We start from the raw sequence: 24,664 nt of genomic DNA, 5'->3' as shown, positions 1-24,664 counted from the left end.
CCGAGCCCCTACGGCAGGGGGCGGCGGCGGCCGCCCATGTGGGCCCGGTCGGCGGCCGCGGTGCCGTCCTCCCAGCCCGCGTGGTCGGTGGCGCCGCGCAGCCGGGTGGTGGTGGTCCGGGGGAACATCTCCTCGGCCCGGGAGGTGACCGCCACATCGCGGGCCACCAGAGCCGGCAGATGGTCCGGGGCCTCCGCCGCCGCGTGCTCGGCCGTCTCGGCGAGCCGGTGGCCGAGCCGACTGGCGTAGGCCAGCAGGAAGGACTGCCGGAAAGTCTTGGTCCGCTTGCGTCCGCCCGACCGCTGCGCGGCCTCCGCACGGGTCATCGCGGCCGTTCCCTGCACCAGGAGCGAGGTGTAGAGCAGCTCCACCGCCTCCAGGTCGCTCTCGAAACCGACCACCGTGGAGAACTCGAAGCCGCTGTTCCACACCGCCCGGCAGCGGTTGGCGGTGGCCACCGCGTCGAGGAGTACCGCCTTGGCCTCCTCGTACGGCGGCTCGACACCGATCCGGCAGGCCGCGGGCACCTGGGCGGGCCCTCTGCCGCTCGCCGCGAGCAGCGCCTCGTCCACGGTGTGCCGGGCCATCAGCTCCTGGGCCTTGGCACTGAGCGCCTCGGCCTCCTGCGGATAGGTGGTCGCCTCGGCCTTGGCGAGCAGGGCCCGGATCCGGCCCAGCATGCGCGGCTCGATGTGGGCGTGCTCCGCGAGGGCGTCGACCGGGTCGCCGGGCAGCGGACCGATCGGCTCGATCGAGGGCAGCCGGACCAGCAGCCGCAGCACCTCCAGGAATGCGGTGGCCAGGGTGAACCGGTCGGCGCGTTCGCGCCCGGCGAGCGCCTCGGCGTACGCGTCGTCGTCCGTCCACCAGACCTCGCCGGCGTCCCAGCGGGCCGGGAGGCGGGCGTAGCGGCGCGCCTCGGCGGCGATCAGGTCCCCGGCGATCCGCAGGTGCCGCTCGCCGAGGTCCCGGCGGACCAGCCGCAGCACGTCGGCCGGCCGCCAGCCCCGCTCCCACCCCTGCCGTACGTACGCCTCCCCGCGCGCGAGCAGCTCGCGACCCACGCCGGGCCAGCGTCCGGAATCGGCGACCAGCAGCGAGGCCCCGGTGTCCAGCCCGGCGTCGTCCAGGGCGTGGAGGGCCGCGGCGAAGGCGCGGTCGACGGTCTCGGCACGTTCTGTCACGCCTCTCAGCTTGGCATGTCCCGCTTCGCGTCCCGTTCCCGGTGGCGGCCGGGGCCCGCGGCACGGTGCCACGCGGCCGGGGCCCGGCGCGCGGCCGCTGTCGGCCCCCGGTGGGACACTCGCACCCATGAGCGACCGCACTCCCCGGTGGGCCCTCGCCGAGGACGGCGACGGGTGGTGGCACGCCGCGCCCGTGCACCCCGCGGAGGCGACCCCGGCGAGCGCGCATCCGACGGCAGCGAACCCGCTCCGCGTCCGCGACCCCGCCGACGCGGTCCGCTCCGCCCCGCCCGGCACCCGCTGGGTCTGGCGGTCCACCGCCGCGGTCTACCCCCGGCTGCTCGCGGCCGGTGTCCGCGTCGAGCGGTGCCACGACATCGAGGACGCCGAGCTGCTGCTGCTGGGCCACGAGGGCCGCTCCGGCGAGCCCCGCTCGGCCGCCGCCGCCTGGGCCCGGCTGAACAACGCCCCCGTGCCACCCGATCCGCCGCAGCGCGCCGCCGCCCCCCGCGCCCAGGACTCCCTCTTCGACCCGCAGCCCGCCGCGGTCTCCCTGGACGCCCTGCTCGCCGTCCACGCCGACCAGGTGAAACGGCTCGACGCGACCGCCCGGCCCGACCGGATGCGGTTGCTCGTCGCCGCCGAGTCCGCCGCGTTCCTCGTCGCCGCCGAGATGAACCGCGCCGGTCTGCCCTGGCGGGCCGACGTGCACCGGGCCCTGCTGACCGAGCTGCTCGGCGAACGGTACGCGGGCGGCGGTGAGCCCCGCCGCCTCGCCGAGCTGGCCGACCGCGTCTCGGCGGCCTTCGGCCGGCGCGTGCGCCCCGACCTGCCCGCCGAGGTCGTCCGGGCCTTCGCCAAGGACGGGATCAAGCTGAAGTCCACCCGCCGCTGGGAGATCCAGGAGCTGGACCACCCCGCGGTGGAACCGCTGATCGCGTACAAGAAGCTGTACCGGATCTACACCGCCCACGGCTGGTCCTGGCTCGGCGACTGGGTCCATGAGGGCCGCTTCCGACCGGAGTTCGTCCCCGGCGGCACGCTCACCGGCCGCTGGGTCACCAACGGCGGCGGGGCCCTGCAGATCCCGAAGGTGATCCGCAAGGCCGTCGTCGCCGATCCGGGCTGGCGGCTCGTCGTCGCCGACGCCGACCAGATGGAACCGCGCGTGCTCGCCGCGATCTCCCGCGACCCCGCCTTCATGGAGGTCGCCGGGCGACCCGAGGACCTCTACACCGCCGTCTCCCGCCAGGGCTTCTCCGGCGACCGCGAGAAGGCCAAACTGGCCGTCCTCGGGGCCGTCTACGGGCAGACCTCCGGGGACGGCCTGAAGAACCTGGCCGCGCTCCGCCGCCGCTTCCCGCAGGCCGTCGCATACGTGGACGACGCGGCGAAGGCCGGCGAGGAGGGCCGGCTCGTGCGCACCTGGCTCGGCCGCACCTGCCCCCCGCCCGCCGGCTCCGGCGAGGGCGACGAGGCCGGGGACGGGGGCGTCGACCCGGGGGAGGGCGAGCTGGTGGGCGAGGCCGGCGCCCGACCGGACCGGGAGGACGCCCGACCCCCGGGCCACGCCTCCCCCCATGCCCGGGCCCGCGGCCGGTTCACCCGGAACTTCGTCGTCCAGGGCAGCGCCGCCGATTGGGCCCTGCTGCTGCTCGCGGCCCTGCGGCAGGCGACCGCCGGGATGCGCGCGGAGCTGGTCTTCTTCCAGCACGACGAGGTGATCCTGCACTGCCCGGCCGAGGAGGCCGGGGCCGTGGTGGAGGCGATCCGCGCCGCCGGCGACCGGGCCGCCCGGATCTGCTTCGGCGACACCCCGGTCCGGTTCCCGTTCACGACGGCGGTCGTGGAGTGCTACGCCGACGCCAAGTGACACCCCGGCCCGACCCGGCCCTCGGCCACCGGACCGCGCTGCCGCCCTTCTCGTCGGGCCCCGCGGTTTCAGCCCGTGCCCGACCCGGCTCCCGTCCCGCCCCGCTCCGGTTCGGCGGCCGGCAGGTCGTTCAGCGCCGGGTGCCAGACCGGTGAGGTGACCAGGGCCTTCAGTCGGGCGCTGTCCAGGGGCGGGGCGGGCCGCGAAACGGCCGCCCCCTTCTGCGCCGGGGCGTTCCACTCGGAGACCTCGACCAGGAAGCCGGCCGGGGTCACGAGGACGGCCCGCCAGCACTTGGTGTCCACCCGGCGGTCCGCGTACTCGTACCCCTTGTGGACCAACAGCTTCGAGCCGTCCGGCAGCCGCTCGGTCCGGCAGTCGTCGTATCCCTGGATGCTCCTGTCCCCGCACCGGGTGAGCTGGTCGGCGTGGCTGCCCCCGGGGTCCACCCGGGAGAGGCTGAGGGCCACGGCCGCCTTGCCCCTCCCGTCGTCGTACACGCCGGAGACCGCCGCTCCGCCCTCGCTGTCCGTGCCGCGCGCCACCGTGGCGGTCAGCGCCCCGCCCCCGCCCGACAGCGCCTCCTCCAGGTCGGCCATCATCCGTTCGGCGCCGACCGCGCCGCTGCCGGTCCGCGGCTTCCCCGCCCAGCCGTCCGGCGCGCCACCGGACCCGCCCGAACCGCCCTCCGGCATCGGCCGCGCCACGGCGTGGCCCGGGTCGACGCCGCCCCCGCCGCCGAGGAGCCCGCCGACGGATGCGCCCGCCGTCGCGATCAGGGTCAGGGCCAGGGCCAGCACGGCCCCTCCGGCGACGGCGGCCCGGCGGCGCGCCACCAGGCGGCGGCCACGTGCCTCACCGGCGTCCGCCAACGCGTGCCCGTCGGCCGTGAAACCGGCCCCCGCCTGCCGGAGGGCCGTACCGAGATCATCTTCGAACGACATGGGGCATCGGGCCTTCCGTTGCGCGGGTGGGGAGGGGCGGTGCGGGAGCACAGGGCGCCGGCGCCCTCAGGGCTCCGCGAAGCCGGCCGGGCCCTCGCCCAGCTGCTCCCGCAGCCGGGCGAGCGCCCGCGAGGTCCGGGTACGGACGGCCGCCGAGCCGGTGCTCATCGCATCGGCGGTCTCCTCGACGCTGCGGTCCTCCCAGTACCGGAGCACCAGCACCGCCCGGTCCTTGGGCGCCAGCCGCTCCAGCGCCCGCAGCAGGGGCATCCGCGACAACGGATCTCCCCCGCCGACCATGACCGCTCCCGGGTCGCCGGACTCCCCCGCCGGGCGCTCCGCCGCCGGGCGCTCCCCCGCCGGGCGCTCCCCCGCTGGCCGGCGGCGCCGGTGCGTCAGATAGGCCCGCACCAGCACCGTCTGCGCGTACGCCGCCGGATTGTCGATCCGGGAGATCCGGCGCCAGTGCAGGTACATCCGGCCCAGGGTCTCCTGCACCAGATCCTCCGCGAGACGGGTGTCCCCGCCCGCCAGCAGACATGCCGACCGGTACAGGTGCTCCGACCGGCCCGCCGCGAATTCCCGGAACCCGTCCCTGCGCCCCTGTCGCATCCGCTCCCCCTCGCATCCGTCCCACTCCACTGACGCGCCGGACCCCCGGGAACGTTTCACCCCTGGGCGGAGTCCGCTCGGCCCAGGTCGTGGAAGTACACGTGGAACTGCTCGCGCACGAAGCCCTCCGCCTCGTAGAGCTCCTGCGCGATCGTGTTGTCGTAGGCGGTCTCCAACTGGACGCCCGCCACCCCGGCCGCGCGGGCCCGGCCCAGCACCTCGCGCAGCAGCGCCCGGCCGGCCCCGGTGCGGCGGCCGGAGGGGGCGACGTAGAGGTCGTTGAGGATCCAGGCGGTGGTCAGCGACAGGGAGGAGAAGGCGCGGTAGACCTGCGCGAAGCCGACGGTCCCGTGCCCGGGGACGTCGGCGAGCAGTACCAGGGACTCCTCCTTGGCGATGCGCTCGGCCAGGAAGACCCGCGGGGCGTCGGGGTCCTTGACGTCCACCTCGTAGAAGTCGAGGTAGCCGCGGAAGAGCTCCGCCGCCGTCTCGACGTCCGCCTCGCCCGCGGCGCGAACCGCCACCGCGGAGTGCGGACCCTCGTGTGTCGACCGACCGTTCATGCGCGTCTCCCTGGCTCTCGGACGCGGTGGACCTCACCGCGAAGGGCCAACGCTACGACGGGAGTTCGCTCCTCCGACCATGAGCTGCCCGGGATCGGGCAGGGCGGGCAGGGCGAAGGGCGCGGTCGGGCCCTTTCCCGGGGGATACAACCTTCCCGTAGCGGCTCCCGCACCCCGCAATCGCTCCCGCCGATGCGGCGGAAGGAGCCGGCCCCTGCTCGGCCTTCAGGTCGGCCACCAGGTGGCGTGCCTGGGTGACCTGTTGCAGCTGTTCGTGCAGGACCCGCAGCCGCAGGTCGGTGAGCCGGTCCACGGCAGTCTCCGGGTCGGCGGCCAGGACGGCCGTCCGGTCGCCCTGCGGCAGTCCGAGCCGGAACAGCCTCTCCTGGGCCGTTTCGACTTCTTCCCGCGGTACGTGGAGGAGGACGTGAAGGTCCTCGCCCAGTGTTCCCGGATTCCGCAGGCAGTGGCGGTATATGCGCTCTTCCGTGGCGGTTAGTCCGAGCATGAGCAGGCTGGCGCCGTGCACTTTGCCCCGGTCGGCCGTGCGATCGATCACTGCCGGGCGACTGGCCGGAAGCCGGGCAGTCCGACATAGAGGACAGCAGTTAAACGCAGGTGAAAAATGGACTCCGCCAAAGCGGTAGGAAATGACATGAATCACCAACATTCAACGAGGGAGGCCGCTTTGAAGTCATTGGCCGAAAATCGACCACTGGATTTCTCCTGCCTCACCAGCCGCGAGGTGGAAGCGCTCCTCCTGCTCGCCTCCAGGGAGCAGAACCGCCGCCTCGCACGGCACCTCGGTATCGCCGAACGCACGATCCGCGCCCACACCGCGAGCATCGTCCGCAAGCTCCGGCTGAAGTCACGGTTCGAGGCGGCGATCGTCGCCCATCTGCACGCCGACGACATCAGGCAGCTGGAGACCACCCGGCGCAGCGCCGCCTGACCAGCGCCCGGACACACCGCCCGAGCAGGAAGGGCCGGTCCCCCTCGGTAGGGGGACCGGCCCTTCCTGCGTGAACCCGGTCGCCGCTACGGCAGCGCGCTGCTCACACCGTCCACGATCATCATCCACATGGGCTGGCCGCCGGTGCCGAAGGCCGAGGCCAGCGCGTAGCCGACCGACGCGTCCAGCGGCCGGACCTCCACGTCCTCCCGCCACTCCGCGAGGACCAGCTCGTCGCCGTCGGAGGAGAAGCCACCGATGTGCGCGCCGTCGCGGATCAGCCTGCTGCTCGGGATGGAGTCCGGGACGAGCCGGTAGCGCACCCCCTCGAACTCCACGTCCACCCGGTACGACCGCCTGCCCAGGCCGGCCTTGGCCGGCTTCAGCTTCGCCTCCCGGCCGTCGATCCGCAGGGTGAGGAAGGCAGCGTCGCGGGTGCCGATCGCGATCTGCGCGTCCGCCTCCGAGGTTGGGTCCCGCTCCAGGACCACGGAAGGGATCCCCTCGCCGTCGACCTCCAGGCGGAGCTGACCGTCCTGGTGGACGGTGATCCCGCCGAAGCGGGTGTCCTCGATGGGGGGCGGGTTCCGGTCTGCATCGTTCATGGTCAGGTCCTTCGGTGCGGGTGGGGCAGGAGGTTCGTCGCGGCGGGACCGACGGCCGGGCGCGGGGCGCGCGCCCGGCCACCGGAAACGTTTCAGCGGGCGGAGGCCAACTGGGTCGCGGCCAGTTCGCGGTAGGTGTCGTTGCGCTCCAGCAGCTCCTCGTGCGGGCCGTGGTCGCCGACCCGGCCGTCGTCGAAGAGGACCAGCCGGTCGGCGGTGGTCACCGTGGACAGCCGGTGCGCGATCAGCAGGACCGTGCAGTTCTCTGCGGCCTGCTCGACCGTCCTGCGCAGGGCGATCTCGCTGAGCCCGTCCAGATGGGCCGTGACCTCGTCCAGCAGCAGCACCTGCGGCTTGCGCAGCAGCGCCCGGGCGATGGCGAGGCGCTGGCGCTCACCGCCGGAGAGGGCGAGGCCGCGGGTGCCCACCTCGGTGTCGAGCCCGTCCGGGAGCCCCGCGACGAACGCGTCGAGCAGGGTCTTGCGGAGCACCTCGGCGATGTCCTCGTCGCTCGCGTCGGGGGCCGAGTACAGGAGGTTCTCGCGCAGGGTCCCGGCGAGCATCGGGGAGTCCTGCTCCACGTAGGCGATGCGGCGGCGCAGGTCGGCCCGGCTCAGGGAACGGATGTCCGTCCCGTCGAGACGGATGCTGCCCGCGTCGCTCTCGTAGAAGCGCTGGATCAGAGGGAACACCGTGGTCTTTCCCGATCCGGAGGAACCGACGATCGCGGTGACCGCGCCCGCGGGCGCGGTGAAACTGGTCCCCTTCAGGGTAGGCGTACGGCCCTGATAGGCGAACTCCAGCCCCTCCACGACCACTTCCGGCGGCGGCCCGGAGGGCGTCGCAGGCGTCAGGTCCACATCGTCCTCGGCTCCATCTGCCGGACTTCCTCGATCCGGGCGAGGGCGCCGTCGTCGGCGTCTGCACCCTGGCCGGCCCGTGGGGCGCCGCGATCGGTTTCGTCGTGCGCAACCAGCTGATCGCGGTGATCGGCCTGGTGGTGTGGGGCACCCTCGGCCAGCTGATGGTGCTGAGCCAGTTCCCGAAGGTGGGCCGCTTCCTCCCGGACGGCGCGCAGCTGGCCGTGCTCGGTGACCGGCTCACCCTCCCGAGCGCCCTGGACGCCCCGTACGGCCTCCTGGTGCTGGTGGCCTGGTGCGCGGCACTGGCCCTGCCGGCCCAGCGGATGTTCACCAGCCACGACGTCTGGCCCCGGCCCGCACGGCCGGGCGCGAGCGGACCCCGGGTCCTCGGCCCGGGGTCCGCTCGCGGCCCTGGATGATGTGCCGTCAGTCGGCGGATTCGGTGGTGCCGTCCGGGTGGACCAGGATGCGGATGGCGCCGCCGTACCGGTCGTCGCTGATGGTCGCCGCGGCCGGCCCGCCCGTCTGCTGGGCCCGCTGCTGGAGGATCGAGATGACGACCTCCTGGATGTCGACGTACGGCGGGGCCGTGACGGGAACGCCGTCGACCAGACCGGCGCTGTGCGAGAAGACGCGGACCTCGGCGACCGAGTACGTGGGCTGCATGGGGCGGGAGCCTTTCAGGAGCTCGCGGCGAAGGCGCCGCCGGAAGGGGAGGCCACGGCGTAGGTGCCGCGGGAGACACGCAGCAGACGACCCGACCTGGCCAGGGCGGACAGGGCGTTGCTGACCGACTTCGCCGCGTCCCGGTACGCGCCGCGGGGCAGCGCCAGGAGCACGTCCCGGGCGGTGAACGCCCCGGGGAAGGAGGTCACGGCATCCTCCACGGCCCGCCGCAGGCTGAGCGCCGGAAGCGGGGTGTAGGGGAGCCCCGCGCCGGGGACCGGGTCCGGAACGGAGCGCAGCCGCGGGTCGTACGGGCCGCCCACCGCCCGGAACCGGTCGGCGTACGCGCTGCGCGGCGTCCCGGCCGCGTACCGCTCGATGTGCGTGCCGAGGACGCCCAGGGAGGCGTGGACTGCGGACAGTTCCGGCCCGTACGGGGTGTCGGCCCCCGGGTCGCCCGGATCCGACGGGGTGCTCAACACCGCCGTGAGGACCTCGATCCGGCGAATCGATTCGGCAAGCCGGTGCAGCAGGGGCTCGAAGATGTCCTGGCGCAGCGCGGAGAGCGGATCGCTGGCCGCGAGTTCCACGCTCACCGATCCGGTGAGGCCGTTCGACTCCGGGAGGCTGGTGAGGTCGTCGCCCGAGGCCGCCCGCCACTCCTCCAGGCACCGGCGGGCCTCCCCGATCGCCGCGCACATCTCCGGTCCGATGCCCGCGGTGGGCATGCGCACCAACATCGCCGCGACCAGCCCGGTGACCTCGAGCGTGGGCAGCACGGAGCGGAGTACGGGGCCGAGGACGGCCTTCTGTATGGCGCGGGCCGGATCGTCGAGCGAGAAGCCGATCCGTTCGCCTGCCGGGGCCGCCATCGATACCTCGTATGTGTTGACCTGCTGTTGACCGGTCCGCGGCTCAGTGCGTGCCGTGGACCGGTGTGCCTTGCCGTTCACCGCGGCGCCCGTGGGGACCACCGCCGCGACCGGGCCCGCCGCCGAGAGGGCCGGCCGGTTCGCCCGATGCTCCTGGAGCGCGTGGAACCCCTGGAGGACCAGGACGTCCTCCACGTCCGCGGCCCGTCCGCCGCCCTCGCCTCGGGGCGAGAGCCGCCCCTGCGCGTCGCCGATGCCGATCCTGCGTCTGATCCAGCGCCGGTCCTGCCGGGTGGTGGCGGCCGCGTACCCTCCGGGATCGGACTGGACGACCGCGTCCCGCAGGCACTCCGCCCAGAGCGGGCAGGAGGAGCAGAGCTGACGTGCGGCATGGGTGAGGGCCTGGAGCCTGCGCGTCTGGAGCGGAGGCCCGGCGGCCCTGCCGACGGGTGGGTTGATGAGCAACGGCTGCCCGAAGATGTCCGGCCGTCTTTGGCAGGGCAGGAGGACGGAAGCACTCGCCGCCTGCACACCGGTGGGCGACGCCGTACGTACTGTCGTGACCATGAAGACTCTCCCCCGAGACGATCATGACTCGGGGGGACTATAGAACAGGCCGAACATCGTTCGCAAAATTGTCTCGAAAGCGCCGATGTGCATAAAACATAAGGGCAGTGATGATCCATCAGCCTAACTAACCGTCCGTGTCGACAGCCGGTACCCGGCGTCGCGAGAAGCGTCTCCACGAGCCGGTCCGGCGCCTCAGCGCCGCCAGCCCGCCGCCCCGCGCGACCAGCACCAGGGCCAGGCCGGCGAATCCCATCGGCACGGAAGCGGCCGGGACCACCGTTCCCACCGCCGAGGTCACGACGAGCACCATGTCCGCGAGGACCACGGTCACCCCGCGCCGACCCGGATGGATCCGGGGGATCCAGGCACCCAGCAGGGCCATCAGCGACAGCGCCCAGTACCCGAACACGGCCTGCCCGCCCAGCACTCCGTTCGCCGACCCGCCCGCGATCTCCCCGGCGGCCCCGAAGTAGCCGGCGAGCGCCGCGGTCACCAGGGTCGACGCGAGCGCGAGCAGGAGCTGGCCACGCCGACGCATCAGCCACAGCAGCCCCGCGAGCACCACCAGCCCGCTGACGGTGACGAACGAGGCCATGCTGGTCGAAGCGAGCGCGAACAACGTGTAGACACCGGCCACCCCGAAGACGAGCCGGCGCAGCAGCCGCACGGCCCAGGCGTCGTCGCGCTCCTGCCGCAGGAAGCGGCGTACGGAGTCGCGGAAAGGTCGGAACATCACGGGCCCTCCATGCCGGGTGCGCTCTGCCGCCCGACCTCGGGCGGCGCGGCCGACGGCCCGCCGACGGCCGCCGGCTCGGGGGTCACGGCCGGGGTGATGGTCTCCGGCTGCTTGAAGCCGAGCTGCCAGAGCGGGGTGGGCAGGGCCTTCGGAGAGGCCTGCCGCTCGGGCGCCTCGACGGCCCCGGCCGGCCCCTGACCGGGAGCGACCTCCTCGATGATCCCGTCGATCTTCGCCTGCCGCTCCTCCGGGGTGAGCTTCGCGAAACCCTCCGGGTCGATGTACCGGGGCAGGGTCGGATTGTCGAACTGCGCAACGGCCCGCACCTCATTGGTCCCGGCCTCGTTCCGCGTCACCTCGGGCCAGCTCTGATTGGCCTCGTAGGCGAAGTGGATGTTGTGCAGACCGACCTCGGCGTTCCTGCACAGCTCGCCGGACTCCTGGGTATGCAGGATGGACCGGGTGTTGGCGTCCTGCCCGAACACGATGACCCGCCCTTCGGCGAGCCCCGCGTAGGTCTTGGAGATCTTGCCCCAGACCTCCTTCGCGTAGCCGGGGTGGAATCCACTCTCCGCGCCACCGAGGGCCTCAATGACTTCAGGTTCCCAGAGGAACATGTCGTCCAGCTCTGCGCCTCCCCGCGTCGTCTCCAGCGTCTGGGCGGAACCCGGGTTGGCCTTGTTCTGCTGGGCCGCCCACTCCTCCGCGATGAACCGCTGGGACAGGAAGGGGACGTCCCAATCGTTCAGCGGCGCCTCCGGATGCTCCAGACCGAACGACCAGAAGACACTGATCGGCTTCGTCCCCTCGGCCGGGGTGAGCTTCGCCGCATCCTCCGCCAGAAGATCGATGTACTGCTTCTCCTTGGATGCCCGAAGTTTGCCATCGGAGTCCAACTCGTCCTTCAGTCCCGCCGCCTCAGCAGCGGCACTGATGCGTGCCACTACCGATTCCGGGTCCGCACTGGCTTCCTCGGATTTCGCCTGGCGGTCGTTCGCCAGGGCCAGGGCGCCTTCGGCTATCAGCTCTGGTATCGGTGCCGAGCTCATCGTCAGTTGACCTTCAGAGGACGGGGGTACACGCGCAGGCTCATGTTCACCACTCCACTGCGGGATCCGTCGGCGGTACCCATCGCGGGAGTGAGGGACAGGCTGACGAGCGTGCCCTCAGACGCCGGCAGCTCCCAGTAGGCGATGCGGTAGGGACGCTTTTGGGCCAGTCGCGTCTCCGGCTTCGGCACGACGTACTTGCCGAGTTCGTCGGGAAAGTCGGCCGAGTCCCACCCTCCGTCCCAGGCCGGCTCACCCAGAACCGACGATGCTGCGTCGCGATAGCGAGGCCAGACCTCATCGGCCTCGGCGAGAAGCCGAGGATTTCCCGAGGGACCACCGACGGCCGAACCACCCCATACCCAGTGGGAAACCGACGTCACGGGTGCCCAGCCGCCGCCCGTTGCATTCAGCACCAGCTCACCGCCGGTATCGGTGCGCACGTTCAGGACGTACTCGAACTGGGTCGGCGTCCACCCGAACTGCGCACACCACATGTCCAGGCCCTTGCCCGGCAGCGGAGGCCCGTTCCAGACGGTCTCCCAGTCCACGCCCGCCAGCCCGCGCAGCTCCGTGGCCAGCTCCTGCGGCGTCCGGTCCACCGGGCGTTCGAAGGGGGTACCCATGTTCCTGTCTCTCTCTCACGTGTGCACGCAACACCAACCGCTCCGGCCGCGGACCGGATCGTGTTCAGCCGGCCCCGGAAGGCCGGGGTGATCGTTCCATCTTCCGTTCCACGCCCCGCTCCGGCCCCTCGACATCAGGCCCGCAAGGGCCGGGGTCAGCACGAGGCGCAGCTTGAGCGACGGGGAGTCGCGGCAAGGGCGAGGGGTCATGCCAGACCGTCCATACCTGCGGCCTGGGGACGGGTGTCAAGGATCGGACCGGCCTTGGGTCCGGCTGCGGGGGTCACGGCCGGGGACCGGACGCGGATACACGTCGAGGTCCATGTTGACGACTCCGATGCTCGACCCGTCGGCCGTGCCCAGGCCAGGCGTGATGCGCAGACTGACCAGCGTCTCCGCCGACCCGGCAAGCGCCCAGTAGGCCATGTGGTACGGGTCCTTGTCCTCGATCCGGTCCCGCTGCTGGGGAATCGCGTATTCACCAAGCTCCTGCGGGAAGGAGTCGGAGTCCCAGGCCCCCTCCCAGGCCGGCTCGCCCAGCACCGAGGAAACGGCATCGCGGTAGAGGGGCCACGCCCGGTCGGCCTCGGCCAGCACTTCCGCGTTGTGTTCCGGGCCGTTGACCGACACGGCACCCCAGACCCCGTGGGAAACGCTCCTCACCGGCGCCCAGCTCCCGCCCGTTGCATTCAGCACCAGCTCACCGCCGGTATCGGTGCGCACGTTCAGGACGTACTCGAACTGGGTCGGCGTCCACCCGAACTGCGCACACCACATGTCCAGGCCCTTGCCCGGCAGCGGAGGGCCGTTCCAGACGGTCTCCCAGTGCACGCCCGCCAGCCCGCGCAGCTCCGTGGCCAGCTCCTGCGGCGTCCGGTCCACCGGCGGTTCGAAAGGGGTACCCACGTCGCTTGCTCTCTCTCGCGTCTCGTACGTCACAGCAGCCATCCGGGTCCACCGACCGGATCGGGGTCGGCAGGACCGTGGAAGGCGAGAGTGATCGTCCCACCCCCCGGCCCCCGGCCCGTCCGGCAGTACAGGTCGAGGACGATCACCGGCGCGAGCGGGTTCGCCCAGCGCCACTGCGCGAGCCGGTACGGAGCCTTGCGCTCCAGCCGGTCCGCCGCGTCGCCCCAGCGGCCCGGCGCAGGCGGCTCCGGGAAGTCGGGACTGTCCCAGGCGCCCGCCCAGCCGGGCGCGCCCAACGCGGCGGTCAGCTGCGCGAGGTACGCCCCGTACCGGTCGAGGGCGACCTCCATGACGCCCACGTCGTCGGCTCGCGCGTCCGCCCGGACCCGCCAGGCCGTGTACGACGCGCGGGTCACCGGCCGGCCGGAGCCGCCGGAGGACGCCAGGTGCAGGCGGCCGCCGCCCGGCGTGCGCACCCACAGGCCCGCCTGGGGCCACAGCGGCGTCCAGCCGAAACCCGCGCACCACTCGGCGAGCAGGGCCTCGTCCTCCGGCAGGCCCGCCCATACGGCGCGCCAGTCCACGCGCAGCAGCCCTGCCAGCTCGGCGGCGAGCTGCTGCGGCGGGTGGTCGGTGATGACACTGGCCATGGTTCAGGGCTTCCTAGTGGGATACCCGGCCGCCGCTGCCGTCTCGCGGCGGCGGGGGCTGGTACGGCTGGGGCTGTTGCTGCGGCTGGGCGGGCGGAGTGGGTGCCTGCGGCGGGCGCGGCGCCGGCGGCCGGGCCACCGGACCGTCGACGATGCTGACCCGGCCGGCCGGTCGGGCCGCCTGCTGCGGCGCCGGGGCCTGCTGGGGCGCGGGGGCGGGAGCCGAAGCGGGAGCCGGCTGGGGCGCGGGAGGCGGCCCCTGCTGCGGCGCGGGCGCTTGGGAGGCGCTGACCCGGCCGCTGCGGCGTCGCGGCTGCGGCTCGGTGGCGGTCTGCTCCTCCGTCTCCCGCTCCTGCCTCTGCTTCATCTGGTCGTAGTTCTGCTTCTGGAGCGCGGCAGCCATCTGTGTGCTCTTGCGCTGGTTCCGCTTGGTGCTGCTCGGAGCGATCCAGCCGCCCTTCTGGAGCTTCCCGCCGAGCACGGCCTTGTCCATGCCCCGGCCGACGTTCCCGGCGGCCCGACCAGTCACCCGGCCCGCCACCCGGCCCGCACCCGCGGCAGCATTGCCTGCGAGGCGCTGGCTCTGAGCGCCTAGCTTGCTGGTCAGCGAGTTCGCCATGTCGCCCGCACCGAGTGCGTCCTCCGCGCCTGCGATCTTCGGGCTGTAGCTGCCCGAGAGCAGCTTCTTCAGCATCATCACGACGGCGATCGTGACGAGCAGGAGCATCAGCAGCTGCATGCCGAGGGAGATCTTGGCCGGCAGGATCATCTGGTACAGCACCAGCAGAACGCTGAGGATGACGCCGAATCCGGCCCGCAATACGAAGCTGTGGATGAACGTCTCCATCCATCCCTTCAGCAGTTTCTGCTGGGACGGGTGAATGCCGAGTGTGGCGACCAACGGAAGCAGGATGATCATGATCAGGGTCACGGCGTGCCACAGCAGGGTGAGCGCACTGAGGACGATCACCATGAGGCCGACGATCAGAGCCGCCATCAGTGAATAGAAGGCGAGCCCGACACGCGCTCCGGCGTTCTTCCCCGCCCAGTCGTTGAAGGCGACCGGATAAATGTGCTTGTCCGGGGCCTTGCCGGGATAGCCCTGCCCGTCACCGCCCGCGATGTCCATGCGGATCGGGACCCATTCGTCCTCCTCCTTGTTCACCGGGCTGCTGTCCGGTGGAGGAAACGCGTCGATATTGGTCGTCGACTGCGACACCGCCTGCCGGACCCGGAGGTCCTCGCACCGTGCGCCCTTGCCGTAGTTGCAGGTGGTACTGGTGCTCTTCGGCAGGCACGCGCCGTTGTCGATCTTGCCGGCGTCATTCTTGAAGATGCAGTTCGTGCCGTGCTCGCCGAACTGCCCCAGGGCCCACGGACGGAATGCCAGCGTGTCGTACATGGCGCAGCTGGAGATGCGCAGACCGCGGTTGTCCGTCACGCTCGGGTCGAGGTCGCAAGGGGATTGCATCTGCCCCGCCGTGCCCGCGAGCACTGCCTCGGTGAGCATCGAGTTGAAGTTGCCGATCCCCGCGTCCGCCTCGGTGATGACCTTGTGGTAATTGCCGCCGGTCAGCATGACGACCACAGCGACCGTCGTCAGCGAAGCCCAACCGACGCCCGACCATGCTTCACGCATCTCACCCCTGCGCCACTTGGTGAAGACCCAGAGGCCGGTGAGTGCGATCATGACCGGCACGGCGGGAATGAAGACGTTGTCCTTCAGGGTCGTCACCACGTTGTCGCGACCCTCGTACAGACCACTGAGCGGGCTCGGGTTCGAGGCCAACTCCTTGATCGAGATGGACGTACGGGTCAGGATCTTGGTCCCGTTGAAGACCATGTTGGCCAGGCCGTTGTTGACCAAGTCCATGACCGAGCACTTGTCGGCGCCGCCGCCAGCCGTGTCGTTGACCTGCGAGGCGTTGCCCCTGCCCCGGTGGGTCATCGTCCAGTTCAGGCCGCGCATGGCGTTGAGCTCGTAGAAGGTGTATCTCTGGGGAGCCTCGGGCATCCTGACCGCTCCGGTGACCATACCCGTGGTGTCGTTGAGGTTCTTGGCGCGCTTCGCCTTGTCCTCCCACTGGTTGACGGCCGGCATGATCGATTCGCCACTCGCGCCCGGGCTGTCATGGATGTAGCTGTCGTCCCCGGTGAAGTCGCAGGCGAAGTCGATTGCCTGTGCCGTGTTGGGCGTGGCGAGCGACAGTGCGAGCAGCGCGAGGACGAGGAAGGCCCCGACCCGGACGGCACGTCCGACGCGCCGCATCCAGCTGGCTGGAGACGGGGATTCCGGGATGGACCCACGTGTCTTGGCGCTACGGCGCAAGGACATCAGCTTCCTTCGGGAGTTGCGCGACGGGGGACTGTGGAGTCGGTGACTACGAGCGGCTGTAGTCCGTGAGGAGGCAGCCGTCGGCCATTCCCTTGTGCTGCTTGAAGCCGCTCGGGATCTCGTACGCGCCGGAGCAGGTCAGGACGAGCAGCTTGGCCTTCAACAGCGCCTCAGTGGTCCGATTGCCCTCCGGCACGAGTGCGAAGTCCTTGCCGAGCAGCACGTCGTGGTTCTTGCCCCCCTCCGACGCCTTGCGGTTGGCGGCCTGGAACTTGGACATGTCGGAGATCGACAGCAACGTGATCCGGCGGTTCGAAGCGTCGTCGCACAGGGCGCGCTCCTTGATCGCCCAGGCAGGATCCTGGGCGAAGGCCTCCCAGCGGTCCTTGCCCTCGTCGTCGGGCCGCAGGTTGTCGCACACGGCATGCTGGTTGATCAACTTCTGGATGGAGGCGATGTCACCGGCCGCGGGCAAGCCGAGTTCGTCCGCCGGGTCCCCTCCGCAGCCCGCCAGGGCGGTGAGGGCGACCAGTGCCGCTGCTGCGGCGAGGGTCCTGGTCTGACGCATGGTGGTGTCTCCTTCGGTACGGATTTCGCAATGTTCTGGACGGGGCGGCACGGTCACGCCGGGGCGGTCTCCCGCGCCGCCTCCGCCGCCTGGCCGGCCTCCTGCATGAAGGTCCAGTCCCACACGCTGAGCGGCGGGTCGATCGCCTGCCGGGCGGGACGGGTCGTGCCGTTGGTGTCGGTGGCGGCGAGGATCTCCTTGAAGACCAGGTCCACCGCGACCGTGCCGACCCGCTTGTCGACGTCGCGCTGCAGGCAGACACCGGTACGGAGCTCCTGCAGGGCCGAGATCACCTTCGCGTCGTTGTCGGGCCGGCCCAGCAGCGGGGCCACCATCGAGGCCTCCTGCGCCGACTTCTGCTTGAACGCGAAGACCGTGTGGATCTGGTTGGCGCCACCACTGCGCGCCTCGGAGTCCTCGATCTGGACGAGGTCGATGGCCTGCTGCGTGATCAGCACGGTGACCGCCAGGTAGGAGCGGCCCTGCTTGAGCGCGCGTCGCATCAGGTCGCGGCCGCTCTCCGTCGCGGTGACCACGTACGCCTCGTCGACGAACAGGGCCTTGGGCCGCAGGCCGATCTCCCCCGTCACCGGGTTCTTCTCGTAGCCCACGTCGAGCATCTGGCTGCCCAGTTCCACGACCGCCATCAGCGCCGTGGCGGCCAGCCGCTCGGCGGGGTTCCAGTTGCGCGGGTCCGAGGAGGACGGGGACTGGAAGCCGCGCAGGGTGATCACCGTGCGGCGCTTGCGCATCGCGGACAGGGTCTTCGGGCTCTCGGCGAAGGCCAGGCGCGCGTACGGCAGGGTCCGCAGCTCGGTGAGGAGCATCTGGGCGAGCTTGAGGTCCTTGACGGCCTCGCGGTCACCGCTGGACACCGCCTGGTCGTAGGCGTTCACGACCTCGTCGACGACCTGCCACAGCGTCGGCCGCGGCACCCGCTCCTCGGCCTCCCGCGCCGTCAGGCCCTGCTCGGTGGCCTGCCGGATGGCGGAGTTGTACCAGCCGACGACGGTGGCCATGGCCTCGATGACGGGCAGGCGGACGCGCTGGTAGTCCTCGTCGCCGAGGAAGCCCCGCAGCATCGACTCCGCGAGCAGACGGCCCGAGGGCACGTCGCGGGCGACCACCCACGGGTCGAGCACGCCGGCCTGACCCTTGAGGAGGTCGACGACCTCGGTCTCCGCCCAGAACTCCGGATTGACCGGCTGGAAGCGGCTGCCCTCGGTCGCGAGGAGGCCCGCCTCGGCGTCGTAGGCGAAGGCCGGGTCGTTGACCTGCGCACCGAAGGCCAGGTAGTAGCAGAGCTGCGCGAAGTCGGTCTTGGGGTCGATGACCAGGCAGCGCACTCCCGACTCCGACTCCTCGTAGAACTTCTGCAGCGCGAGCGAGGACTTGCCGCCGCCGGACGCGCCGACGATGGCCAGGCCACCGCCGTCGTTGCGGGCCGGGCCGACGTGCAGGGAGTAGTGGACGGGCATCTTGCCCGCCCAGCCGACGAGGTTGCCGACCCAGCCGAGCTGCTTGCCCGAACGTTGCTCGGGGTTGTCGCCGAGTTCGGTGCCCGCGGTGGGCAGCCCGGCGCCGAGCTGCTCTACCTCCTGCAGCCGCAGGTACGGGGCGATCGGCAGCTTGGGGGCGTCGCCCGGGAGCTGGGACTGCAGGAGGCGCCACTGCTGGCGGGTCGGCCGCAGCAGGGTGACCTTGAGGTCCTGCTTGAACTGCATCTCCAGGATGCGGCGGCGGCGCTCCAGCTCGCCGAGGTCGGGCGCGGAGATGGTGAAGCGGATCTGCGCCTCCATGCCCGGCATCTTGTGCTCCTCGACGTCGTCGACGAGGTGCTGGGCACGCGTGACCTGCTGCGCGAGCTGGGTGCCGGGCGACCGGCCGGAGTTGGCCATGTCGTTCATCTCGTCGACGAGGTTGCCGCTGATCTTCTTCGCCCGGTCCTTGAACTTCAGGTACGGGATCAGCGTGAAACGCATGTCGATCTCGACCGGGAAGTCCACGTGCTGCGACGCGTAGCGCGCCCAGGCGGTGGACTGCCGGAAGCGGGTCTCCGTGGGCCAGCTCGCGGCAACCAGGGTCGTCGTGTAGCTGGTGTGCTGCTCACCGGTGAACTCGTCGTACTGGTGCAGCACGATGTGCGTCTTGTGGTTCTCGCCGGAGAAGTCGACGACCAGGTCGAACTGGTCGGGTCCCCAGGAGCGGGAGCCGAGCACGGGCTCCGGCGGGACGGCCAGGTCACCGTGGAGCGGCTTGCGAATCAGCCAGACCAGTTCCTCGCGAGTCAGCGGGACCCCGCTCAGGCCCTCCAGGCTCTCGTGGACCTCCCGCGCGACCTGGGTCCACTGGGCCAGCAGGCCCGGCGACAGGTACTCGTCGTGGACGCCGGTGGCCGCGGCCGCGACCTGATCGGCAGTGCCGCGCACGGCCGCCGTCAGCCCCGGCTCCTCGACGGGGTCGTCACCGCCGGGAAGGACCCCGGTGCCGTTCGCACCGCGCTTCAGCGAGCCCAGCTTGACCAGCAGGATGTTGCGTTCGCGGGTCGCCCCGATGCGCTCCTGGTACTCGGCCTTGCGCAGGTTGTACGCCTTGTAGTTCTCGGTCGGGTCCCAGGCCACCGTGTTGAGCCGGTCGGCCCACTCCACCGCCGTGATCGGGCGGTAGACCTTGCGGTAGTGGCACTCGACGTTGCGGTCGCCGCGGGCGAGGTTGAGCAGACCGCGGGCCGGGCCCTCGGCCATGGCCTGGAGCTCGCCGGCGTTGAGGTACTCGTCGATGGCCGTGGGGAGCACGAGCCCGGTCCAGACCGATTCTCCGTGGACGAAGATCATGTCGTCGGCGTAGCGGTAGGGCAGCCGCAGGTCCTCACGGCGCGCGGACTGGCCCGAGCGGTTCCGGGAGCCGCTCTGGTGCTGCGTACCGCCGCCGGAGGCCTGGCCTTCCTTGTTCTTCTTGGAGCCGGCGGAGGCGATGATCATCGCGATCACGAAGAAGGCGACCGCCCCGCCCAGAAGGATCATCATGATCATGAGGGATTCATCCTGCGGTCTCGGAGTGTGCGGTTTCGGGAAGGCGCGGGTACGGCTGCTCGGAGCGGTCCACCGCCGCGAACGAGGAACCGTGCTGCGCCGCCGCGGCCAGGGCTTCTTCGTACTGGCGCTGCCAGCGCGGCGAACCGGGCTGCCAGAGGATCACCTGCCAGCGAAGCTCCGCCGGCTCCCGGTCGGCGGCCAGGCCTTGGAGCCGCTTGGGCTGGAACCAGTAGTCGGCCCAGACCACCACCTGCTGGCTGAGCGTGAGCGCGGAGGGCAGCGGCCGGCCCCACACGAAATAGACGCCGACCGGCGGTCCGATGTAGAGGACCGACGTCACCACCGAGAGGCCCAGGAAGGGCAGGAAGGCGGAGAGCGAGAGCAGCGTCACCAGCCACAGGAGGCCGAAGCCGAAGGCCGCGCCGAGGGCGGGCAGCAGCAGGCCCGGAAGCGGGATGTTGCCCCAGTTCCAGATGCGCTTGGGACGGTTGAGCAGGTCCGTGTGGTCGTAGGCGACCATCGGCTCGGGTGCGTCCTGCGTGTCCTGCGCCATCAGCCGGTCCCCCTCTCTGACGTGGTTGCGGGCCGCGGGTCACGGGCGGGCCGGGCGGATGCACCGGCCGCTCCCGGGATCAGCCCTTGGCGCCGCCGCCGCCGATCTGGCTGCCGAGGTCGATGAGCAGGCCCGCGAGACCGGTCGCGCCACCGATGATCAGGGCGGCGAGCGCGATCATGCCGAAGCCCTGGAAGGCCTCGCGCATGCCGTCCCCGCGCTTCATGGAGAGCAGCATCCGGATGCCGAGGATCAGCAGGGCGCAGATCGCCACGGTGGTGCCGATGCCCGTGAGGATCTTCTGGATCTCGCCGAACATGCCGTTGAGGGTGGTGGCCGCCAGGTTCATGGCGTGTTCCTTTCGCTGAAGTGCGGGGGAGGGGTGTGGGAGGTGCGTCTGTGGGGGCGCGGTCAGGGCGCCTTCGGCGTGGGCGAGGTACCCGGAGCGGGCTCACCGCCGGCCGGCGGGTTCTCCTCCGGGACGGGCGCCTCGGAAGCCGTCGTCCCGGCGTCCGCCCTGCCGCCCGTCGGGTCGAGGACCCCGCCGCGGACGTCCTTGATGAACCAGCCCTGGGCGGTGTTCACGAGCGTCAGCCGGTAGGAGCGCTTCACGCTGGTGGTCGGGGGCGGGGTGCCCTTCGCGGGAGCCGCGGCGGCGGCGCCGCCCCAGACGACCGTCACCCGTGCCTGCACCGCCTGGCCCTGCCCGTAGGTGATCGTCGCGTTGGGTTCGCTGCCCTCGGGGGCCAGCGCGACGACCTCCTGCACTTCGGGCGCGGCCAGCGCCCCGGCCAGGCCCGTGGTCGCCGACTGGCTCGCGTCGGGGGTCGTGAAGCGGGTGAGTCCGGTGGCGTCCGAGGCGCCCCAGGCCTTGAAGAAGCCGGGCAGCACCTGCGCCTTGAGTTGGTTGGAGAGCTCCTGGTCGACGACCTCGCCGTCCTGCTTGACAGCGGGCGCGCTGCCGCGCGAAGCGAGCGGCATCTCGCCGACGTTGCCCGCGATGCGCAGCCCCGACCCCGTCGCCGGGTCCTTCACGTACACCGGCACGGACAGCGTGGTGAGGCGGCCGGTCGACAGCTTGACCTGGATCCCCAGGTAGCGGCCGTTCGCCCCGAACTCGGGAAGCTCCTCGACCGTGCCGTCCCACTTGGCGTGGCGGACGCTCTGGGTGCCCTGGCCGGTCATGCCGCAGTCGCGGTCCACACCCGAGGAGGCGTAGCGGGTCAGGGCGTCGCGGCGCTTGTCGGCGTTCTGCGGCGAGTACGTCATGCAGAGCGTCACATACTCCTCCGCGAACGTCGCGGCGGCGGCGATCGGGAACTCGGAGAGCCGGTAGCGCTCCACGTCCTTCGCGCTGAGGTCTGCGTCGGCCACCGCGACCGACGACTTGCCGATGACCAGGCCCGCGACACCGCACGAGCCCAGCGCGAAGGCACACGCCGTGATCAGCAGGGCGGCGCGTACCGCGACGTGCGTACGCCGTCCCTGTGCGGGCAGCCGCCCGCCGGGTCGCGGCACCTCGAACCCGGCCCCGCCGACGGCGCGGGCCCGGCTCCCGGAGGATGCCGCCGAACCGGCGGCGGGACCAGCGGCGGGACCAGCGGCGGCGGTCGGCACGGAGGAGTCGGCGGGCCGGGCGTCGCCTCCCACGGAAGCGGCGGCAGCCTGCGCGGGCGCGGCGGCCGCACGTCCGCCGCCCTTCTTGCGGCCTTCCCGCTCGGCCTTCTTCTGCTCGTACGCGGCCTTGCGCTCGGCCCGCTTCGCCTCCTGGGAGGCCTTGCGCCGGTCCCTCTTCGACGCGGCCGACGGCTGACTCACCTGCGGCGGCAGGACCGGCACGGCCGCCTCGCCCGGCGGCACGGGGCCCGGCCGCGCCGAGCGCACCCAGGCCGCGGCCACCTGCGCGCGCACGGCGTCCGAGGACTGCTGGGGCGGCGCGGGCGGGTTGTCGGCGTAACCGTAGGGGGCGGCGGCCCGGGGGGACTGCGGCTGCGGCTGGGCTCCGGTGGGCCATCCGGCTGCGGACCGGCCCTGCTCCCCGGAAGTCCGGTCTCCGTCGACCCCGCCAGCAGAGCTGTTGTGGTCCGTCATCGAGTCCGCCTCTCCCCCGCGTGTGAGCCCCTCCGCCGGCCGACCGGTTGGCGGGCCTCCTGCTGAGGCCAGGTGCGGAACGGCAGTGTGGCAAATGAAGACGACAACGCCTCCCCCCTTTTCCCCGCGGGGAAAGAGTGAGGAAAGACGGGGAAAGCACGAGGAATTCCCGAACGGGACTCCCGGGCGGACGGAAGGGGGCGGGCCGTCCGGCACTCGGCACAATGAGCGGTCGCGTCCGGGCAGCGGGCGCCACCGATCCGTCCCCGACCCTGCGAAGGACGAGAGTTGAGCGAGCAGTACGCCCTCCCCGAGGCGCCCGCGGACCTGGCGCCCGGCCCCGCGACCGAGGCGCAGCACGCCTGGATCGCCGGCTACGAACCCGGCAACCCCTGGCAGTCGAAGCTCTGCCTGAGCACCCCGCAGGGCACCGTCTCCTACCCCCTGACCCCGCACACGATGCCCGAACTGCTGGAGGGCCTGGTGCTGGTGGCCCAGGCCCAGCAGGGCACCGCGGGCACGACGGCGCCCGCCGACACCCCCGAGGGCGAGCCCGACGGCGCGGTGGAGGAGGCTCCGAGCACGAGCCTGCACGACGGCCGCGCCGCCCGTATGACGGGCTGGGCCGTGGTCCACGACCTGTGGGAACGCGGCGACACCTCGGTCCGCTTCATCATGGGTGCGGCGGTGATCGGCCTGCTGGTCCTCGGGATCGTCCTGTCCTGACCGCATGTCACGATGCCCCACGGACACCGAGCGAGGAGCCTGCACAATGCTGAAGGAAACATCGGGCCGCACGGCCCAGGACCTGGCCGCCGAACTGGCGGGCCTGCGCGGGATCGACTGGGCCTCGGTCTGGGCGGGACCACCGCAGGGCGGCTCCCCGGAGTTCCGCAGGTGGTGCGAACGCTACGCCTGGGAACCGCAGAACGTGGAGCGCAACCTCGTCGTGCACAGCCGCTCCGGCGGCAGGTGGACCTTCGAGTCGAACGGCAACTGGACCCCCGTCTTCCGCCTGACCCACTGGGCGTGGCGGCTCGGGGCGGACGAACCGTCCGAGAACCCCGCCCTGCTGGCCGGGGCCGCGGACGAGTGGCCCGCCTTCCTCCGGGCGGCCGAAAGCGTACTGGGGCCCGCGGCGTGGAACGGCCCCTGGGACGCGCCGGACTTCCCGGAGCCGCCGGAGAAGGGGCTCTGGGAGAGCCGCGACTACCGCCTCGAGACCCGCACCCCCTACCGGATGGCCTTCTGGGAGCCGACGGGCGAGCACCCCGGCCAGGCGGTGATCGTGCTCGTGCAGTCCGTGTCGTTCGCGGCGTGGACCGCCGACACCCCCGGCGGCTCCCGTATCCGGCTGACCGTCCACGCCCCTGAAGGCTCGCGGAGGCTCAGGTGAGACCCGATGCCCCACCCACCCCGGAAGAAATAGCCCGGGCCTTCGTCCTCGCGCAGGCGCAGGCCGACGCGGAGCCCACCGAAATGGAGGATGGCAACCGGCTGGCGCTCCGGATCCACCAGGACTACCTGGCCACGGTCCCCGAGGGTGAGAAGGGACCGGGTCTCCTGGCGTACATCGCGAATCTGGCGGAGACCGAGTCCGTCACCAATGAAGGGCGGGGTCCAGACCGCGCGTTCTGGTCGTACGTGTCGCAGCTGGACGGTGTGGACGAACCGGTGCCCAACCGCTTCCTGGCCCGGGCGTGCGGGGAATCACGTGGTCTCCAGGTACTGGAGGACACCCCGGCCGGCCACCTGCTCAATGCGTACTGCCTAAGCAACGTGAAGGTGGTGGACTCACTCGCCCAGCACTTCGACTTCGAACCGGAGGACCTGGACGCCGTTCACGGCACGGCGTGGGACCGCCTCTCGGAGCGATACGCCGAGGCGACGACGGGCACGGTGGTCGCCTTCGCGGCCGATATCACCAAGGGTTCGGTGCTCGGCAAGACCGAGGTCCCGGAGCTCCTGCGGAACGCGGCAGTGGGCAAGGACGGCATCAAGTTCGCCACGCCGCTGCCCCGACACGAGCACCTGCCGGCGGACATCGACGCCTTCATCACCAACGACCCCGTCAGGTGCCAGCTGGTCATGGAGGACTACCACCCCGACGCGTCCCCGCGGGACTTCGCCGCCAAGCTGGAGGCCATCGACGTCCCCGAGGACCAGAAGGAAGCCCGCGCGGCGATCGTGGAACGGCTGTCCCAGGCCGCCGCCTACCCGGACCTGGTGCAGGAGACCCCCGAGCCCGGCCCGAAGGCCGCCCTGACCGACTCCTTCCTGCCCGGGATGAACGTGGGGCACAGCATCGTCCCCGCGGCCCGCGGCGTCCCCACCGGCCACGGGGCGGGGGCGCATGTGCCGCCGACCCCGCAGCTCGCCCCGAAGCCCGCCGGCGTCGAGCACTGACC

The 24,664-nt window shown here is 72.0% G+C and carries 26 protein-coding genes; 7 read left to right on the top strand and 19 right to left on the bottom strand.

Going from position 1 to position 24,664, the window contains the following annotated elements:
* Positions 1-8 precede the first annotated feature (8 nt).
* Positions 9-1,184, bottom strand: a complete 1,176-nt coding sequence (locus R4Z63_RS17670) for a DUF2786 domain-containing protein (protein WP_037921106.1) — start codon at positions 1,182-1,184, stop codon at positions 9-11.
* A 127-nt stretch (positions 1,185-1,311) separates the two neighbouring features.
* Between R4Z63_RS17670 and R4Z63_RS17665 the strand changes: the two genes are divergently transcribed.
* Positions 1,312-3,057: a bifunctional 3'-5' exonuclease/DNA polymerase gene (locus tag R4Z63_RS17665; RefSeq protein ID WP_384447403.1), complete on the top strand. Its 1,746-nt coding sequence runs from the start codon at positions 1,312-1,314 to the stop codon at positions 3,055-3,057.
* Positions 3,058-3,125: 68 nt separating this feature from the next.
* Here the strand turns inward: R4Z63_RS17665 and R4Z63_RS17660 are convergent, their stop codons facing one another.
* The 3 genes from R4Z63_RS17660 to R4Z63_RS17650 all read right to left on the bottom strand — a co-directional run bounded on the left by R4Z63_RS17660 (position 3,126) and on the right by R4Z63_RS17650 (position 5,176).
* Complete coding sequence (locus R4Z63_RS17660; RefSeq protein ID WP_384447401.1) at positions 3,126-4,001, bottom strand: hypothetical protein; 876 nt, start codon at positions 3,999-4,001, stop codon at positions 3,126-3,128.
* A 66-nt stretch (positions 4,002-4,067) separates the two neighbouring features.
* Positions 4,068-4,613 carry a SigE family RNA polymerase sigma factor gene (locus R4Z63_RS17655; protein ID WP_384447399.1) on the bottom strand — a complete coding sequence of 182 codons (546 nt, stop codon included), beginning with the start codon at positions 4,611-4,613 and terminating at the stop codon, positions 4,068-4,070.
* A 56-nt stretch (positions 4,614-4,669) separates the two neighbouring features.
* Complete coding sequence (locus R4Z63_RS17650; protein ID WP_384447397.1) at positions 4,670-5,176, bottom strand: GNAT family N-acetyltransferase; 507 nt, start codon at positions 5,174-5,176, stop codon at positions 4,670-4,672.
* A 262-nt stretch (positions 5,177-5,438) separates the two neighbouring features.
* Between R4Z63_RS17650 and R4Z63_RS17645 the strand changes: the two genes are divergently transcribed.
* Positions 5,439-5,675, top strand: coding sequence for a hypothetical protein (locus R4Z63_RS17645; RefSeq protein WP_384447395.1), 237 nt, complete (start codon positions 5,439-5,441; stop codon positions 5,673-5,675).
* A gap of 189 nt (positions 5,676-5,864) precedes the next feature.
* Entirely contained in the window at positions 5,865-6,128 is a 264-nt protein-coding gene (locus R4Z63_RS17640) for a LuxR C-terminal-related transcriptional regulator (protein ID WP_384447393.1), read from the top strand.
* Between the two features lie 86 nt (positions 6,129-6,214).
* Here the strand turns inward: R4Z63_RS17640 and R4Z63_RS17635 are convergent, their stop codons facing one another.
* Together R4Z63_RS17635 and R4Z63_RS17630 are read right to left on the bottom strand one after the other, a co-directional pair.
* Positions 6,215-6,733 (bottom strand): hypothetical protein, encoded by a 519-nt coding sequence (locus R4Z63_RS17635; protein WP_384447391.1) that lies wholly within the window; start codon positions 6,731-6,733, stop codon positions 6,215-6,217.
* Between the two features lie 92 nt (positions 6,734-6,825).
* The gene (locus R4Z63_RS17630; RefSeq protein ID WP_384447389.1) at positions 6,826-7,593 is read right to left on the bottom strand and encodes an ABC transporter ATP-binding protein; all 768 of its coding nucleotides are present in this window, start codon (positions 7,591-7,593) and stop codon (positions 6,826-6,828) included.
* 104 nt (positions 7,594-7,697) lie between these two features.
* Here R4Z63_RS17630 and R4Z63_RS17625 point away from each other — a divergent pair, with 104 nt between their 5' ends.
* Entirely contained in the window at positions 7,698-8,015 is a 318-nt protein-coding gene (locus R4Z63_RS17625; protein ID WP_384447387.1) for a hypothetical protein, read from the top strand.
* A gap of 7 nt (positions 8,016-8,022) precedes the next feature.
* Here the strand turns inward: R4Z63_RS17625 and R4Z63_RS17620 are convergent, their stop codons facing one another.
* The 13 genes from R4Z63_RS17620 to R4Z63_RS17560 all read right to left on the bottom strand — a co-directional run bounded on the left by R4Z63_RS17620 (position 8,023) and on the right by R4Z63_RS17560 (position 22,256).
* Entirely contained in the window at positions 8,023-8,262 is a 240-nt protein-coding gene (locus R4Z63_RS17620; protein WP_052030430.1) for a hypothetical protein, read from the bottom strand.
* 14 nt (positions 8,263-8,276) lie between these two features.
* Positions 8,277-9,701 carry a WhiB family transcriptional regulator gene (locus R4Z63_RS17615; RefSeq protein ID WP_384447385.1) on the bottom strand — a complete coding sequence of 475 codons (1,425 nt, stop codon included), beginning with the start codon at positions 9,699-9,701 and terminating at the stop codon, positions 8,277-8,279.
* Positions 9,702-9,828: 127 nt separating this feature from the next.
* Entirely contained in the window at positions 9,829-10,437 is a 609-nt protein-coding gene (locus R4Z63_RS17610; RefSeq protein ID WP_052030428.1) for a hypothetical protein, read from the bottom strand.
* Complete coding sequence (locus R4Z63_RS17605; RefSeq protein ID WP_384447382.1) at positions 10,437-11,489, bottom strand: hypothetical protein; 1,053 nt, start codon at positions 11,487-11,489, stop codon at positions 10,437-10,439. Before R4Z63_RS17605 ends, R4Z63_RS17610 begins: the two co-directional genes overlap by 1 nt.
* Positions 11,490-11,491: 2 nt before the next feature.
* Positions 11,492-12,115, bottom strand: coding sequence for a hypothetical protein (locus tag R4Z63_RS17600; RefSeq protein ID WP_384447380.1), 624 nt, complete (start codon positions 12,113-12,115; stop codon positions 11,492-11,494).
* A 246-nt stretch (positions 12,116-12,361) separates the two neighbouring features.
* A complete protein-coding gene (locus R4Z63_RS17595; protein ID WP_384447378.1) occupies positions 12,362-13,021 on the bottom strand; it encodes a hypothetical protein in 660 nt (219 codons plus the stop codon).
* A gap of 29 nt (positions 13,022-13,050) precedes the next feature.
* Positions 13,051-13,674 carry a hypothetical protein gene (locus R4Z63_RS17590; protein WP_384447376.1) on the bottom strand — a complete coding sequence of 208 codons (624 nt, stop codon included), beginning with the start codon at positions 13,672-13,674 and terminating at the stop codon, positions 13,051-13,053.
* 13 nt (positions 13,675-13,687) lie between these two features.
* Positions 13,688-15,943, bottom strand: coding sequence for a hypothetical protein (locus R4Z63_RS17585; protein ID WP_384447374.1), 2,256 nt, complete (start codon positions 15,941-15,943; stop codon positions 13,688-13,690).
* A 112-nt stretch (positions 15,944-16,055) separates the two neighbouring features.
* Positions 16,056-16,577 carry a hypothetical protein gene (locus tag R4Z63_RS17580; RefSeq protein ID WP_384447372.1) on the bottom strand — a complete coding sequence of 174 codons (522 nt, stop codon included), beginning with the start codon at positions 16,575-16,577 and terminating at the stop codon, positions 16,056-16,058.
* A gap of 53 nt (positions 16,578-16,630) precedes the next feature.
* Positions 16,631-19,609 (bottom strand): ATP-binding protein, encoded by a 2,979-nt coding sequence (locus R4Z63_RS17575; RefSeq protein WP_384447370.1) that lies wholly within the window; start codon positions 19,607-19,609, stop codon positions 16,631-16,633.
* A gap of 7 nt (positions 19,610-19,616) precedes the next feature.
* Positions 19,617-20,165: a hypothetical protein gene (locus tag R4Z63_RS17570; RefSeq protein WP_052030413.1), complete on the bottom strand. Its 549-nt coding sequence runs from the start codon at positions 20,163-20,165 to the stop codon at positions 19,617-19,619.
* Positions 20,166-20,244: 79 nt separating this feature from the next.
* Positions 20,245-20,514 (bottom strand): TrbC/VirB2 family protein, encoded by a 270-nt coding sequence (locus tag R4Z63_RS17565; protein WP_037921078.1) that lies wholly within the window; start codon positions 20,512-20,514, stop codon positions 20,245-20,247.
* 62 nt (positions 20,515-20,576) lie between these two features.
* Positions 20,577-22,256 (bottom strand): conjugal transfer protein, encoded by a 1,680-nt coding sequence (locus R4Z63_RS17560; protein ID WP_384447367.1) that lies wholly within the window; start codon positions 22,254-22,256, stop codon positions 20,577-20,579.
* 288 nt (positions 22,257-22,544) lie between these two features.
* Between R4Z63_RS17560 and R4Z63_RS17555 the strand changes: the two genes are divergently transcribed.
* From R4Z63_RS17555 to R4Z63_RS17545, 3 genes are read left to right on the top strand one after another with little or no spacing between them, the layout of a single operon-like run.
* Positions 22,545-22,982 (top strand): hypothetical protein, encoded by a 438-nt coding sequence (locus R4Z63_RS17555; protein WP_052030408.1) that lies wholly within the window; start codon positions 22,545-22,547, stop codon positions 22,980-22,982.
* A 46-nt stretch (positions 22,983-23,028) separates the two neighbouring features.
* The gene (locus tag R4Z63_RS17550) at positions 23,029-23,652 is read left to right on the top strand and encodes a hypothetical protein (RefSeq protein WP_384447365.1); all 624 of its coding nucleotides are present in this window, start codon (positions 23,029-23,031) and stop codon (positions 23,650-23,652) included.
* The gene (locus R4Z63_RS17545; protein ID WP_384447363.1) at positions 23,649-24,662 is read left to right on the top strand and encodes a hypothetical protein; all 1,014 of its coding nucleotides are present in this window, start codon (positions 23,649-23,651) and stop codon (positions 24,660-24,662) included. The genes R4Z63_RS17550 and R4Z63_RS17545 overlap by 4 nt, the downstream gene beginning before the upstream one ends.
* Positions 24,663-24,664 lie beyond the last annotated feature (2 nt).

The organism is Streptomyces sp. PL-29 (assembly GCF_058344425.1).
The sequence above is the reverse complement of the archived record's forward strand: the minus strand, read 5'-3'. Positions and strand labels throughout refer to the sequence as shown.

Excerpts from the sequence above, each read along its gene's own strand:
- R4Z63_RS17585 (WP_384447374.1), bottom strand. The coding sequence starts at position 15,943 with ATGCGGCGCGTCGGACGTGCCGTCCGGGTCGGGGCCTTCCTCGTCCTC.
- R4Z63_RS17615 (WP_384447385.1), bottom strand. The coding sequence starts at position 9,701 with ATGGTCACGACAGTACGTACGGCGTCGCCCACCGGTGTGCAGGCGGCG.
- R4Z63_RS17660 (WP_384447401.1), bottom strand. The coding sequence starts at position 4,001 with ATGTCGTTCGAAGATGATCTCGGTACGGCCCTCCGGCAGGCGGGGGCC.
- R4Z63_RS17565 (WP_037921078.1), bottom strand. The coding sequence starts at position 20,514 with ATGAACCTGGCGGCCACCACCCTCAACGGCATGTTCGGCGAGATCCAG.
- R4Z63_RS17590 (WP_384447376.1), bottom strand. The coding sequence starts at position 13,674 with ATGGCCAGTGTCATCACCGACCACCCGCCGCAGCAGCTCGCCGCCGAG.
- R4Z63_RS17600 (WP_384447380.1), bottom strand. The coding sequence starts at position 12,115 with ATGGGTACCCCCTTCGAACGCCCGGTGGACCGGACGCCGCAGGAGCTG.
- R4Z63_RS17580 (WP_384447372.1), bottom strand. The coding sequence starts at position 16,577 with ATGCGTCAGACCAGGACCCTCGCCGCAGCAGCGGCACTGGTCGCCCTC.
- R4Z63_RS17570 (WP_052030413.1), bottom strand. The coding sequence starts at position 20,165 with ATGGCGCAGGACACGCAGGACGCACCCGAGCCGATGGTCGCCTACGAC.
- R4Z63_RS17665 (WP_384447403.1), top strand. The coding sequence starts at position 1,312 with ATGAGCGACCGCACTCCCCGGTGGGCCCTCGCCGAGGACGGCGACGGG.
- R4Z63_RS17550 (WP_384447365.1), top strand. The coding sequence starts at position 23,029 with ATGCTGAAGGAAACATCGGGCCGCACGGCCCAGGACCTGGCCGCCGAA.
- R4Z63_RS17650 (WP_384447397.1), bottom strand. The coding sequence starts at position 5,176 with ATGAACGGTCGGTCGACACACGAGGGTCCGCACTCCGCGGTGGCGGTT.
- R4Z63_RS17635 (WP_384447391.1), bottom strand. The coding sequence starts at position 6,733 with ATGAACGATGCAGACCGGAACCCGCCCCCCATCGAGGACACCCGCTTC.
- R4Z63_RS17575 (WP_384447370.1), bottom strand. The coding sequence starts at position 19,609 with ATGATCATGATGATCCTTCTGGGCGGGGCGGTCGCCTTCTTCGTGATC.
- R4Z63_RS17610 (WP_052030428.1), bottom strand. The coding sequence starts at position 10,437 with ATGTTCCGACCTTTCCGCGACTCCGTACGCCGCTTCCTGCGGCAGGAG.
- R4Z63_RS17605 (WP_384447382.1), bottom strand. The coding sequence starts at position 11,489 with ATGAGCTCGGCACCGATACCAGAGCTGATAGCCGAAGGCGCCCTGGCC.
- R4Z63_RS17655 (WP_384447399.1), bottom strand. The coding sequence starts at position 4,613 with ATGCGACAGGGGCGCAGGGACGGGTTCCGGGAATTCGCGGCGGGCCGG.
- R4Z63_RS17560 (WP_384447367.1), bottom strand. The coding sequence starts at position 22,256 with ATGACGGACCACAACAGCTCTGCTGGCGGGGTCGACGGAGACCGGACT.
- R4Z63_RS17620 (WP_052030430.1), bottom strand. The coding sequence starts at position 8,262 with ATGCAGCCCACGTACTCGGTCGCCGAGGTCCGCGTCTTCTCGCACAGC.